The organism is Streptomyces radiopugnans (assembly GCF_900110735.1).
Classification (GTDB): domain Bacteria; phylum Actinomycetota; class Actinomycetes; order Streptomycetales; family Streptomycetaceae; genus Streptomyces; species Streptomyces radiopugnans.
The window spans coordinates 77,001-89,514 of record NZ_FOET01000018.1 but is presented as its reverse complement, the minus strand read 5'-3'; the positions used below and the strand labels follow the sequence as shown (position 1 = coordinate 89,514).

15 protein-coding genes are annotated in these 12,514 nt (G+C 72.1%); 6 read left to right on the top strand and 9 right to left on the bottom strand.

Features of this window, described 5'->3' with window-relative positions; translation table 11 throughout:
* Window positions 1-497: 497 nt before the first annotated feature.
* The 4 genes from BMY40_RS24290 to BMY40_RS24275 form a co-directional block, all read right to left on the bottom strand.
* Entirely contained in the window at window positions 498-788 is a 291-nt protein-coding gene (locus tag BMY40_RS24290; protein ID WP_093662918.1) for a hypothetical protein, read from the bottom strand.
* Window positions 785-1,099 carry a hypothetical protein gene (locus BMY40_RS24285; protein WP_093662917.1) on the bottom strand — a complete coding sequence of 105 codons (315 nt, stop codon included), beginning with the start codon at window positions 1,097-1,099 and terminating at the stop codon, window positions 785-787. The genes BMY40_RS24290 and BMY40_RS24285 overlap by 4 nt, the downstream gene beginning before the upstream one ends.
* A 107-nt stretch (window positions 1,100-1,206) precedes the next feature.
* The gene (locus tag BMY40_RS24280; RefSeq protein WP_093662950.1) at window positions 1,207-1,833 is read right to left on the bottom strand and encodes a hypothetical protein; all 627 of its coding nucleotides are present in this window, start codon (window positions 1,831-1,833) and stop codon (window positions 1,207-1,209) included.
* Entirely contained in the window at window positions 1,830-2,234 is a 405-nt protein-coding gene (locus tag BMY40_RS24275; protein WP_093662916.1) for a hypothetical protein, read from the bottom strand. The genes BMY40_RS24280 and BMY40_RS24275 overlap by 4 nt, the downstream gene beginning before the upstream one ends.
* A gap of 365 nt (window positions 2,235-2,599) precedes the next feature.
* On the opposite strand from BMY40_RS24275, the gene BMY40_RS24270 reads away from it, so the two are divergent.
* From BMY40_RS24270 to BMY40_RS24260, 3 genes are all read left to right on the top strand, one after another.
* The gene (locus BMY40_RS24270; RefSeq protein ID WP_093662915.1) at window positions 2,600-4,030 is read left to right on the top strand and encodes an NsdA family TPR-like regulatory protein; all 1,431 of its coding nucleotides are present in this window, start codon (window positions 2,600-2,602) and stop codon (window positions 4,028-4,030) included.
* 32 nt (window positions 4,031-4,062) lie between these two features.
* Complete coding sequence (locus BMY40_RS24265) at window positions 4,063-4,968, top strand: aminoglycoside phosphotransferase family protein (protein ID WP_093662914.1); 906 nt, start codon at window positions 4,063-4,065, stop codon at window positions 4,966-4,968.
* 136 nt (window positions 4,969-5,104) lie between these two features.
* Complete coding sequence (locus BMY40_RS24260) at window positions 5,105-5,680, top strand: HD domain-containing protein (RefSeq protein WP_177214115.1); 576 nt, start codon at window positions 5,105-5,107, stop codon at window positions 5,678-5,680.
* 74 nt (window positions 5,681-5,754) lie between these two features.
* Here BMY40_RS24260 and BMY40_RS24255 read toward each other — a convergent pair whose 3' ends face one another.
* From BMY40_RS24255 to BMY40_RS24245, 3 genes are all read right to left on the bottom strand, one after another.
* The gene (locus BMY40_RS24255; protein ID WP_093662913.1) at window positions 5,755-6,747 is read right to left on the bottom strand and encodes an NADPH:quinone oxidoreductase family protein; all 993 of its coding nucleotides are present in this window, start codon (window positions 6,745-6,747) and stop codon (window positions 5,755-5,757) included.
* A 128-nt stretch (window positions 6,748-6,875) separates the two neighbouring features.
* Window positions 6,876-7,484: a TetR/AcrR family transcriptional regulator gene (locus BMY40_RS24250; RefSeq protein WP_093662912.1), complete on the bottom strand. Its 609-nt coding sequence runs from the start codon at window positions 7,482-7,484 to the stop codon at window positions 6,876-6,878.
* A gap of 26 nt (window positions 7,485-7,510) precedes the next feature.
* Window positions 7,511-8,290 carry an SDR family oxidoreductase gene (locus BMY40_RS24245; RefSeq protein WP_093662911.1) on the bottom strand — a complete coding sequence of 260 codons (780 nt, stop codon included), beginning with the start codon at window positions 8,288-8,290 and terminating at the stop codon, window positions 7,511-7,513.
* A 227-nt stretch (window positions 8,291-8,517) separates the two neighbouring features.
* Between BMY40_RS24245 and BMY40_RS24240 the strand changes: the two genes are divergently transcribed.
* Together BMY40_RS24240 and BMY40_RS24235 are read left to right on the top strand one after the other, a co-directional pair.
* Window positions 8,518-9,051 carry a hypothetical protein gene (locus BMY40_RS24240; protein ID WP_245770295.1) on the top strand — a complete coding sequence of 178 codons (534 nt, stop codon included), beginning with the start codon at window positions 8,518-8,520 and terminating at the stop codon, window positions 9,049-9,051.
* Window positions 9,052-9,291: 240 nt separating this feature from the next.
* Window positions 9,292-9,756 carry a MaoC family dehydratase gene (locus tag BMY40_RS24235; RefSeq protein WP_093662910.1) on the top strand — a complete coding sequence of 155 codons (465 nt, stop codon included), beginning with the start codon at window positions 9,292-9,294 and terminating at the stop codon, window positions 9,754-9,756.
* Window positions 9,757-9,775: 19 nt separating this feature from the next.
* Here the strand turns inward: BMY40_RS24235 and BMY40_RS24230 are convergent, their stop codons facing one another.
* Both BMY40_RS24230 and BMY40_RS24225 read right to left on the bottom strand, forming a co-directional pair.
* A complete protein-coding gene (locus BMY40_RS24230) occupies window positions 9,776-10,516 on the bottom strand; it encodes a TetR/AcrR family transcriptional regulator (protein WP_093662948.1) in 741 nt (246 codons plus the stop codon).
* Between the two features lie 101 nt (window positions 10,517-10,617).
* Complete coding sequence (locus BMY40_RS24225) at window positions 10,618-11,778, bottom strand: acyl-CoA dehydrogenase family protein (protein WP_093662909.1); 1,161 nt, start codon at window positions 11,776-11,778, stop codon at window positions 10,618-10,620.
* Window positions 11,779-11,844: 66 nt separating this feature from the next.
* Between BMY40_RS24225 and BMY40_RS24220 the strand changes: the two genes are divergently transcribed.
* Window positions 11,845-12,513, top strand: a complete 669-nt coding sequence (locus BMY40_RS24220) for a TetR/AcrR family transcriptional regulator (protein WP_093662908.1) — start codon at window positions 11,845-11,847, stop codon at window positions 12,511-12,513.
* The last annotated feature ends 1 nt before the right edge of the window (window position 12,514 follow it).

Sequence of the window (12,514 nt, the reverse complement as noted above, 5' to 3'; positions counted from 1 at the left end):
TCCGCACCCACCCCCCTCACTCCTCCTCACCGACGCGGACACCGTCGAACTCCACGGTTTCCGCGTGCGAGACACGCGCGGCACGCCCACACCCATCCGGTGGCGCGCAGGTCGATGCCGCCGGACCGAACTGAAAGACCCCTGAGCCGCCTGCTGTCGCGATGCCTCGTGATGTCACTCGTCGGCACCGGAGGGTGAAGGAGAGCGTTCTCACCTCCGTTTGACGATGCTTCCGACGGCGACTCCGGCCCAGATCCCGGAGAGGAAAGCGGCCCCGGCCCGAACCCACAACTGGCTTCCGGTGCTTGCCGCCGTCCAGAACCAGAGGAAAGCGAGGAGGGACGCCCATCTGGGATCGTCGAACAGGTCTCGCACGCCACCCCCTACTTCCGCAGCAGTCCGCCACCTGGGGAAAACCGCTGGTGCGGCCCTCCATGAGCGGAGCGCCCGTGGCGGTACCGTATCGCCGACGTACGGCTCTGTTGTTGGGGGAGTTGTCACTGCCCGGCCGGCTTGTCGGCCCGGCGTTGGCGGTCCTGCTCGATGGCGTAGGCGACCGTCTCGGCGCAGTGGATGACCGTCTGGAGGCGGTTGAGCACATCCCGGCGGGCGGCCTCGATGAGGTCTTGGTGCGTGGGAGTCGGTTCGGTGCTGGTCTTGGGGGTCCAGAAGCCGCGGTGGCTGTGCTCGGTGACGATGACCTGGCAGGCGCGGACCACGGCGTTCAGGGCTGCGGTGATCTCGTAGCGGTACAGCTGCTCGTTGTCGGCGGCGCGGTCGTGGGTCATGGGCGGAGCCTTGTGGTGGGTCGGGCGGTGAGCAGGTAGCGGACGGCGTCGTCGTAGACCGTGTGGGTGTAGGGCGTGCCGGAGGCGAGGACGGCTAACGCGTGTTCGTGAGCCTGGTGGTCGTGGAGCCAGGCCAGGAGGGGTCGGGCGGCTGGTGGGTCGAGCTGGTCGCTGATGTGGCGGGCCCGGGTGCGGAGCCGGCGCAGGGCCAGGCGGGGTGAGCCGGCCGTGTGGGTGCCGAGGGGGAAGGTGCGTCCGTCGTCGGGGGTGGAGGCGACGGCCTCGCACCGGTAAAGACGAGAGACGGGCACAAGGGGGCGGAGTCCGGGGTCGGCCTGAACATCTCGCGGTAGTCGGTGTACGTCCTGGTGGCAGAACGGCTCGGATACGTGCGTCTCTCGGAAGGACCCGGGCTGCTTCACAGGGGCCGCCCGGTGTGGAGATCGGCCAGGGTGCAGCCGGTGAGGGTGCGGGCGGCCTGGGCGGCCAGTGTCCAGCGGATCTCGGATTGCTCGTACAGGACGATGGCCTGCCGGTCGGGGACGAGGCGGCCGTTGTGGAGGCGGTAGGTCTGGCCGTGGACGCCGTCGAGTACGGAGGCGCTGACGCGGACCGCCACCGCTCCGGTGCCGCGCAAGTGGGGGCAGAGCCCGGCTGCCTTCGGGGCGCAGGGCAGGCAGACGGGCGGATGGACGGTGACCAGGCCCTCCGGCCAGCCGGCCCAGTCGGTGCGGTGGTCCTCCAGCAGCCACAGCACCCCGCGCTCGTCGCAATCGGCCGGAGATCCGCAGATCTGGCACAGCAGCCGGGCCATAGCCCGGCGCTGCCGCTGGGGATGAACGCGGGAGTAGCGCGGCCTGCCCCGGCCCGGACGCAGGGCGCGGCGTACCCACAGCGCGCCGTCGGTGTCGCGGTCGAGAGGCACCTCGTCGGGGTAGGCGATGCCTCGCGCGGTGGCGATCACCGCAGGCGTGAGGCGCTGCTCGCCACTCCAGGCGGTGATGTACGGCACCACGTCCGGCCGGCTCTGAGGCTGCGCGTTCACGGCCACCGCACCTCCCCTGCCTGCGCGGCGGCGGCGCACGGCCGTCCGCCGTTGACCGCCGCCAGGTGCACGAACCGCACCGGGCGGGCCCGCCAGGTCAGACGGTGCCCGTCCCGGTAGACGGTCAGCGCGCAAAGGCGGCCTCGGCACAGCCGGACGTAGTCCTGGAGCGAGCCGGGCCCGTGCACCCAGTGGTCCAGCACGTACCCGGCCTGCAACGGTCCCAGCGACGACGCCACCGCCCGCGCCCCGACCCGCAGCCAGCGGATCGCCGCCTCCGGCGACGCGGCGGCGTACGCTCCGCGCCGCTCCTCCGCGCCCGGTTCGCTCTCGGCGGCGACGACCGCCTCGCACCACACACCCGGCCGGACGGCAGCGGCGCGGGGCAGCGCCTCGCGCATCTGTGCGGAAGAACAGACGAAGAGGCGCCGCGCTTTGGCCGCACTCCAAGCCGTCGGGTGAGCGGTGTCGAGGTGTGGACGCACTGTTTCCTGCCTTCGTCGGAGAACCGCACTCCTGCTCGCCCCTCTCTGAGAAAGTGCATCGCCCGGGGCGGAGCCTCCGTTTTTCCGCGAGGCGAGGCGAGGCGTGCCAGGTTCGTCTCGGCCGTGGAGGCGAACAACCCGGAGAAACCACGGATGGTGCCCAACCCGTGGCTTTTCTCGGTTGGCCGGGGCAAACCCGTGAGAAGTCACGGATCTCCGTCACGGATCGTGGAGTCGATCACTACGCTCGATGACTGTTCGGGTGAGACGGAGGTGGGAGTTTGTCGGAACAACACCGCCCCTCCTGCGCCAAGCGCTGGCGGGAGCACGCGACCGCCGAACAGTGGCCTGTCGAGCGGACGGTGGACGCCATCCACAGCTGCTGCGGAGTGAGCAGGCTGCGGGCGCACCGGCTGGCCCGTGGTTGGACGCTGGGCACCGCCGTGGACGAATTCCACCGCATGTGCTCCGAGGCGGGCGTGACCTCGCCACCGAAAGTGGATGAGGACCAGCTCGCCCTGTGGGAGAAGCGTGCGGATCGCCGTCCCAGGGCAACGACGGTGGATCTTCTCTGCCGTCTGTACCGGACCGACTCCCAGGGCATCGGTCTGGTCGGGGATTACCGCCGCTCCTCTCAGTTGGAGGTCCCGATTCCCCGTTCGCCATCGGGGTACGTTCAGGAGAACGCGGTGAGAGGCCTTTCCGCCGACCGTTCGGAAGGCGACACGATCACCGATCTCCCGGCTGATCCCATCGAACGCATGGCGGGGGCGGTACGCCGGTCCGTCGACAGGACGCTGGCGTCCACCAGCGTGAGCAACGGCCAGCTCGACCTGTTGGACGAGCGGTTGTTGTGGCTGCGTACGCAGTACATCTCCACGCCGCCGGAGGCGATGCTGGGTGTACTGCTCGCGGACCTCGAAGAAGTCCGGACGCTGGCGGCCGAACGGCAGCCGGCCGCAGCGCAGGTGCGGCTGTCGGAGACGATCGCACTCCTGGCGACTCTCGTCGCCGACTGCCTGATGAAGCTCGGCCGCCTCAGGCAGTCCCGCGCGTGGTACGCCACGGCCCGTACGGCGGCGGACGACAGCGGGAACGTCGAGATCCGCGCCAGGGTGCGTGCTCAGGCGGCGATGCTGCCGTACTACTACGGCCCGTTGGAATCCGCGATCTCGCTGGCCCGGGAAGCCCGCCTGCTGCTGCGCCACCGCTTCAGCGCCACGGGTGCCTTCGCCGCAGCCGCCGAGGCACGCGCACTCGCCAGGCAGGGCGATACCCCGGGAGCGGAAGAGGCGCTTCGCAACGCGCGCGGTGTGTTCGAGAGGTGCGAGCACGGACCGGTGGAGGACGCCTTCGCCTTTCCCGAGCGCCGGCTGCTGCTCTACCTCAGCGGTGTGCACACCTTCCTCGGCCGCAGCCGCCAGGCCCGTGAAGTTCAGCAGCGGGCACTGTCCCTGTATCCGAGCCACAGCGGCATCGACCCCGCGCTGCTCAGACTGGAACAGGCCATCTGCCTCGCCCAGGAAAGGAACCTGACCGAAGCGTGCAGACTGGCGGGCGCGGCCTACCTTCAGGCGTCCCCGGCCCATCGGACGACGATCCTGGGAGCACGCGCACGGCACGTCATCGAGGCGCTGCCACCCTCGATGAGGTCCGCCCGAGCCGTGCGGGAACTGGGCGAGATCCTGGCGCTTCCTCCGGGGACGGTGTGACAGGCGTGCGCGTCGTCGGCCAGCCTTGGTCCATGACTGCACCGCTGCCCCGCCACGGTGGGTTCGCCGAATCCGAGCTGCGACACGTTCTGGAACGCGCCTGTGAGACGGCCGGGCTGGACGGCACCGGCGCGGTGCTGCTGCGCGGCCACACCAATGCCGTCGTACGCCTCGCCCACGCGCCCGTCGTCGTCAAGATCGCGCGGCGGGGCTCGCACCCGGCCGGGGTCGAGCGCACCGTCCGCTTCGTCCGGTGGCTGATGGAGCGGGACTTCCCGACCGTCCCGCTGTATCCGGGCCCGGATCAGCCGGTCGTCATCGACGGCCACCCGGTCACCTTCTGGACGTACCTTCCCCAGCCCGACAAGCCGATGACCGCAGGCCGCATTGCCGGGCCGCTGCGTGCCCTGCACCGACTGCCCGCCCCGCCGTTCCGGCTCAGGCCGCTGGACAACGTGTCGGCGATCCGGGCCTCCCTCGCGGTGATCACCTCGCTGCCGCAGGAATCCGTCCGCTTCCTCTCCCGGCGGGTGGACAGGCTGGAGAAGCAACTCACCGACCTCACATACGAACTGCCCGAGGCCGTTCTCCAGGGTGACCCTCAGCACCGCAACGCCCTGTACGACGGCGATCGCGCCGTGCTGTGCGACTGGGACACCGTGGCCTGGGGTCAGCCGGAGTGGGATCTGACGACCATCGAGATCCACTGCCGCCGCTTCGGCCACGGTACCGAGCACTACGAGCAGTTCGCCCGGGCCTATGGCTACGACGTCACGGGCTGGTCCGGCTATCCGGTCCTGCGTGACATCCGTGAGCTGAGGATGGTCACCACCAACGCCCGCAAGGCGGCCCACACCCCCGGCTCCCTGGCGGAGGTGGAGCGCCGCATCGTGGGACTGCGGGGATCGGATAGCCAACTGCGCTGGAGCATACTTTGACGCCGTATTCACCCTTTCCCGTCACACCCAGGAACACAGGGCGCGATGCCGGCGGTGCATGAGGCGACGGCCCACGCACCGAAAGGAGGAGAAAGAGTGCCCGAACATCGACGACCACGGTGAAGGGAGTGTCCGCATGACTGACGAGCAGGGCGCCAAGGGGACCGTCAGCTATCTGATGGAGATGGGCGCCCTCAAGCGCGGCAAGCGAAGCGGTTGGTGGATCGTCGGAGTCAAGGATCCCGAGACAATCGCCGAGCACTCGTTCCGTACGGCCGTCATAGGGGCTGTACTGGCCATGCTGGAGGCAGAGGTGCGGCAGTACCCGCCGGGTGAGCTGGTAGGAGTGTCTTGCCTGGCGGACGGACCGGACGCGTGGTTCGCCCAAGACGTACTCGACCATGGCGGGCGCGTCGAGGCCGTCCTGCCCGCTGAGCAGTACCGCGACGATCTGCCCGAGTGGCACCACCCGACGTACGACGGCCTGCTGGGGAGCGCGGCCGAGGTGCACCGCACCGGGCTGGTCGAGTCCGGCTCCCACGCCCACCAGGCGGGCAGCGAGATCCTCGTCGGCCTGGTCGACCGGCTGCTCGCCGTCTGGGACGGGAAACCGGCGCGCGGCTACGGTGGCACGGCGGATGTGGTGGCCTACGCCCGCCGCACCGGCGTCCCCGTCCGGGTGCTGTGGCCCAAGGACGCCTCCCGGGACTGACCGAGACCGCCGTGTGCCCCCGGACCGCTGGGCGGTCCGGGGGCACACGGCGCCGGCGGGCGGACCGGAGGGGCTCAGGGCTGGATGACGACGCGGCCGGTGGTGGTGCCGTCGGCGACGCGCTGGACGGCGTCGGCCGCGCCCTCCATCGGTACGCGCTCGCTCACCAGCGGCTTGACCGCGCCCCGCTCGGCGAGCGCGGTCAACTCATCGTGACAGGCGCGGACGGCGGCCGGGGCGTGGGTGTTGTACAGGCCCCAGTGCAGGCCGAGGATGGCGTAGTTCTTCACCAGGGCGTGGTTGAGACCGGGTGCGGGGATGGTGCCGCTCGCGAAGCCGACGACCACGATCCGGCCCTCGAAGGCGACGCACTTGGTGGATGCGGTGTACGCGTCGCCGCCCACGGGGTCGTAGACGACGTCCGCGCCGCGGCCGCCGGTGGCCTCCTTGACCGCCTCGGCCAGGCCCTTCACGCCGTCGACCGCGCGCCGGTCGATCACCGTGTCGCAGCCCAGCTCCTTCGCCACCGCCGCCTTCCCGGGGCCTCCGACGACGCCGATCACCTTCGCGCCCGCCGCCCTGCCGAGCTGGACGGCGGCGCTGCCCACTCCCCCGGCGGCGGCGTGGACCAGCAGCGTCTCGCCGGCCTGGAGGCGGGCGCGGCGGTGGAGGCCGAACCAGCCGGTCTGGTAGCCGATGTGGAGGGCGGCGGCCTCGGCGTCGTCCAGCGCCTTCGGCGCCGGGGCGCAGCGGGCCTCGTCGACCGCCACCAGTTCGGCGAGGGCGCCGTGGGGGAGGTCGGGCTGGGCGATGACCCGGGTGCCGGCGGCGGTTGCCGTGCCCTCGCCGGCCGCCACGACCTCACCGCACAGCTCCACGCCGGGGGTGAAGGGCAGCGGGGGCCGTACCTGGTAGTGGCCGCGGCACAGCAGCGCGTCGGGGAAGTTGACGTTCGCCGCCCGTACGCGCAGCAGGAGGCGGCCGGGGCCCGGCTCGGGGTCCGGGACCTCCTCCAGCCGCATCACATCGCGCGGTTCGCCGTTCTCATGGACGCGCCATGCCTTCACCTGAGGCCTCCGCCCTGGTCGTGGACCGTGTGGGGTCGTGGGTCGTGGGTCCGGAATCGTGGGTTGTGGGTCGTGCCGGGTTCTTCGGGTGCTCCGCGAGGGCGCCGGCGCGCCGGGCTCGCGGGGGCCTACGGCCGCAGGGCCCGCAGCAGCAGGTCCGCCAGGTGGTCGGCGACCTCCTGCGGGGTCATGCGCCCGCCGGGCCGGTACCAGGTGCTGAGGTGGTGGACGGAGCCGAAGTGGTAGTCCACCACCAGGTCGGCCGGGGTGGCGGTGGAGAACACCCCCGCCTTCTGCCCCTCCTCGATCAGGGCGCGGAACCGCTCGTGGTAGCGGCGGCGCTCTGCCCGCACCTGCTTCTGCTTGTCCTCGCTGAGCTGGTGCATGGAGCGGAAGAAGATCGAGGCGTCGTCGAGGTTGTCGATGGTGGTGACGACGACGTCGGCGGCGGCGTCGCGCAGTCTCTGCTCCACGGGCGCGTCGGAGGAGGCGAAGGCGTCCAGCCGTTCCTGCTGCAGGCGCAGCACCCGGCCGTAGATCTCGTGCAGCAGATCGTCCTTGGAGCCGAAGTAGTGGTAGAGGGCGCCCTTGGTGACGCCCGCCGCCTCGACGATCTCCTGGACGGAGGTGCGGTCGTAGCCGCGGTCGGCGAACAGCCGGGTGGCGGCGGCCAGCAGCCGCTGCGGGACAGGCTGGGTGGGGGCGTCGTCCTGCCGCTGGTTCGCCGGGCTCGTCATGGCGGTTCCTCCTGCTTTCGGTGGCCTTACCGGACCTGCTGGTCCCGCTGGATTGTCTCCAGCTTCCGCTGCACATGATTCATGCCGTCCAGCCACTTGTCGGTGTCGGACGCCCGCGCGACGGCGTAGCGGCCGACCTCCGGGTGCGGCAGGACCAGGAAGCGCCCGGCGTCGACGGCCTCCAGCGTGGCGCGGGCGACGTCCTCCGGCTCGATGGCCGTGGGGCTGAGCACCAGGTCGCCGGCGGTGGAGGCGGAGGCGAGCATGTCGGTGCGCACGCCCTGCGGGCACACGGCGTGGACGTCGATCCCGCGGTGGCGGTAGGTGACCGACAGCCACTCGGCGAAGGCGAGGGCGGCGTGCTTGGAGACGCTGTAGGGCGCGGAGCCGACCATGGTGAGCATCCCGGCGGCCGAGACGGTGGCGACGAAGCGGCCGCGGCCGCGCTCCAGCCACTCGGGCAGCAGTTCGCGCGCCGCCCGGACGTGGGCCATGACGTTGACGTCCCAGGCGGCGTCCCAGACGGCGTCTTCGGCCTCGGGACCTCCGGCGGGGGCGATGCCGGCGTTGGCGCAGAAGACGTCGATGCCGCCGCCGAGGGCCTCGCGGGCGGCGGCGACGATGTCCGAGGCATCGCCGGGCACCGCCGTGGCGCCGATCTCCCGCGCGACGGCCTCGGCCTTGCCGGCGTCGAGGTCGTTGACGACGACCCTGGCGCCGCGCGCCGTGAAGGCGCGGGCGAGGGCGGCTCCGATGCCGCCGCCCGCCCCGGTCACCACGACGCCCGCGTCCCGCAGGTTCTCCATGTGCCCACCCTTCGTCTCGTTCCGGTCGCCGGCGGTGGCCTCGTGGGGGCCGTGCCGGGGCCTCGTCGTGCCGTATCGGGGCCGCGGCCGGCGATTCACGGGTTTCCTGCACAGACTAACCAGTCGGTATGTGGCATCGGAAGATTCGGGGGCACACGGATCCATTGGAGGGTCCGGTACGTCCCAACGATGACGGCTGTGGTCACTTACGTCGGAGGTGGTACGCGTTGGCCGGTTTCAATGCCCTGGCAGAACAGGTCCGTGATCCCGAGAGAGACCCGTCCCAGCGCAGGCAGGCCCTGCGCAAGTGCCTGGAGCGCTTCGCCCCGTACGGGCACCGCGCCACCTGGCACCATCTGTGCGCCCGCGCGGGCATCTCCCCCGACGACCGCAGCCCCGATCCGGAGCGGCTGGTGGCCGCCCTGGAGGAGTTGGAGGAGGCCCGGGAGGTGTGGCTGGCGTACGAGCGCGACTTCGCGCGGCGGCGCAGGGAGCAGAAGCACGTCGGCGTCCGGCAGCCGCCGGGCGACGCCTGGCACCGCCGCTGCTGGGGCGGTCGCGGGCTGCTGCCCGTCGAGGACCCCGGCGCCGCGCCGCCCGCCCCGCTGGCGGAGGTGCTGCGGCGGCTGGTCGCCGAGGCGGAGGCGCGTGAGGCGCGGCGTGCGGCGCAGGCGATGCACAGCGCCGAGCAGGCCCTGCTGGCCCGGCGGCCGGGAGCGGTGGCGCACGGTCGCGCGGGGAGGATGGCGGTCAGCGGCTGACGGCCGAGACCGCGTCCGGCTCGGGCGGCCCTGGTGGAGCATGACGCGTCACGGCGGGTCCCGGATCTCCCGGGGCCCGCCGTGACGCGTCGCGGGCGGGCGGGCGGGGCGTACGGGAAGGAGGCGGGGCCGCCCGTTGACATGTCCGATGCCCCCGACCATGCTGAGCAAGCGCTTAGTAGCGTGTGCCGACACCACGGACACCACTGACACCACGCACGGTTGGGGAGGCGAGCTTCGATGGCGGAGCCCCGGATTTTCACATCGGTCGACGAGCTGCGGGCTGCGGTCGGCGAGGAGCTGGGCACCAGTGACTGGCTGGAGGTCGACCAGAAGCGGATCGACCTGTTCGCGGACGCGACCGGCGACCACCAGTGGATCCACGTCGATCCGGAGAAGGCCGCCGCCGGCCCGTTCGGCACGACCATCGCGCACGGCTACCTGACGCTCTCGCTGCTGCCGGTGCTGGTGCCGCAGCTGATCCGCGTCGAGGGCGTGCGCATGGGCATCAACTACGGCGTGAACAAGGTCCGCTTCCCCTCCCCCGTGCCGGTCGGTTCGCGGGTGCGCGCGACCGCGCGGATCACCGAGGTCTCCGAGGTGGGCGAGGGCTGCGCCCAGCTCACCTCGCTGGTGACGATCGAGCGGGAGGGCGGGGAGAAGCCGGTGTGCGTCGCGGAGAGCGTCGTCCGCTACTACCTCTGACGCCCGCGGCCCGCGGGGCTCACGCGCCCCGGTCGGCCCCGTCGGCGGTTTCCGCTGCGGGGGCGGCCGGGGCGCCGACCATCCTCAGCACCAGTCCTGCGTAGAGCTCGCCGATCTCCTCGGGGGTGCGCGTGCCGCCGGAGCGGAACCAGCGGGCGACGTCGATGCAGAGCGAGAGCACGGCCAGCGCCGTGCCCCGGATGTCGGGGACGGTGAAGTCCCCGGCGGCCACCCCGTCCTCCAGGATTCCGCGCAGGATCTCCTCGCTGCGCCGCCGCAGGGCGACGATCTCGGCGTAGTGCTCCTCGGCCAGCGCGTTCAGCTCGTACTGCACCACCCGGGCCGTGGTGTGGCGCTCGGCGTGCCAGCGGACGAAGGCCCGCACCGCGGCGGCGAGCCGGTCGGCGGGGGTCACGGCGCTGTTGCCGGCCTCGGTGAGGATGCGCACCGAGCGCTCGTGGCCGACCCGGCTGATCTGGTAGAGCAGTTCTTCCTTGGTGCGGTAGTGGATGTAGAGGGCGGCGGGGCTCATTCCGGCGCGGGAGGCGATGTCCCGGGTGGTGGTGGCGTGGAAGCCCCGCTCGGCGAAGGCCTCGACCGCCGCCAGCAGCAGCCGACGGGCGGCGTCGGGGGCCACCTCGCCCCAGGAGTCGTCCGGCCCCCCGGCACCGTCCGCGTCGCCCCGGGTCTCTTTCACGGCGTCCGCGGCGTCCGCGGACTCCGCAGCCTCCACGGACTCCGCTCCCGTCTCCGCAGCCATCAGCACCTCGCCCGTTCGTCCCGCCGGGCGAACACCATACAACGGTTGCTGAGCAGCCGCTTAGGCGGCGGCCGCCCGGGGAGCGGGCGCCGCGGCGGCCGTCAGAACGCCGACACCCCGGTCAGCGAGCGGCCGATGAGCAGCTTGTGGATCTGGCTGGTGCCCTCGTACAGGGTCATCACGCGGGCGTCGCGCAGCAGCTTGCCGACGGGGTACTCGTCGATGTAGCCGTAGCCGCCGAAGACCTGGAGGGCGTTGTTGGCGGCGCGTACCGCGGCCTCGGAGGCGTAGAGCTTGGCGACGGAGGATTCGGTGGCGAAGGGCAGGCCCCGGTCTATGTGGTCGGCCACGCGCCAGGTCAGCAGCCGGGCGGCGTCGACGTCCACGGAGATGTCGCTGATCAGCTCCTGGACGAGCTGGTGGCCGGCGATGGGCTTGCCGAACTGCTCGCGCTCGGTGGCGTAGGAGACGGCCGCGTCCAGCGCCGCCTGGGCGATGCCGACGCAGCCGGCCGCCACCGACATGCGCCCCTTGGCGAGGGCGGACATGGCGACGGAGAATCCCTTGCCCTCCTGGGCGACGCGGCAGTCGTCGGGGACGCGGACGCCGTCGAGCACCAGCTCGGCGGTGGCCTGGCCGCGCAGGCCGAGCTTGCCGTGGATCTCCCGGCGGGTCAGACCCGGGGTGTCGGTGGGGACGAGGAAGGCGGTGATCCCCCGGTGGCCGGGCTCGGTGCCGGTACGGGCGAAGAGCAGCACCACGTCGGCCCAGGTGCCGTTGGTGATGAACATCTTGGTGCCGTCGATGATCCAGTCGCCGCCGTCACCGCCGTCGCGGCGGGCCCGGGTGGTGAGGCCCGCGGCGTCGGAGCCGGTGCCCGGCTCGGTCAGGCCGAAGCAGCCGATCGCCTCGCCGGCGCACAGGGCCGGCAGCCACCGCCGCTTCTGCTCCTCGCTCCCCCAGGCCGCGATCGACTTGGCGACCAGGCCGAGGGAGACCGACAGCACCCCGCGCACGGCGGAGTCCCCGCGTCCGAGCTCCTCGGTGACCAGGCAGTACGCCAGGTGGTCGCCGCCGGAGCCGCCGTACTCCTCGTCGATGGTCAGGCCCAGGAAGCCCAGGTCGCCCAGGGACTTCACCACGGACCGGTCGATGCTCTCGGCGCGGTCCCACTCGGCGGCGTGCGGGACGATCTCCCGGTCGACGAACTCCTTGGCGAGCTGCCGTACGGCAGCCTGCTCCTGAGACAGCTCCAGATCCATGCCCAATAAACTAGCAGTGCTAGTTGCGACTTCACAGATACCGGACGAGACCCGAGGATGTGATCCGTGGCACGCCCACGTACCCCCCTGCTGAGCCGCGAGCGGATCGTGGCGGCGGCGCTCGCGCTGGTGGACGGCGAGGGCCTGCCCGCGGTGTCCACCCGCAGGCTCGCCGCCGAACTGGGCGTCAGCGGCCCGTCGTTGTACAACCACTTCCGCACCAAGGACGAGATCCTGGACGCGGTGGCCGACGCGGTGTGCGCCGATGTCGACCTGTCGATGTTCGAGGACGGCACCGACTGGCGCGAGGCGCTGGTGGCCTGGGCCCGCTCCTACCGCGCGGCGCTCAGCGCGCACCCGAACATCGTCCCGTACCTGGCGCAGGGACCGGGCCGGCGCCCGAGCCAGCTGCGGATGGCCGACGCGGTCTACGGCGCGATGCTCGACGCCGGATGGCCGCGCGCCCACGCCACCCGCATCGGCGCGCTGATGCGGTACTTCGTGGCCGGCTCCGCGCTGGGCTCCTTCGCCCGCGGCTTCGTCGACGACGCGGCGCTGTACGAGCGCGACTACCCGCACCTGGACCAGGCCCACCTGCTGGCCGAGCACCAGCAGCGCGTCGACGAGGGCGCCTTCGAGACGGGCCTGCGCGCCCTCGTCGACGGGCTGGCGCTCCGCTTCCCGGACCAGGAGCGGGCCCGGGAGGCGGAGGACGGCGAGGAGCGGACGGGTTAAC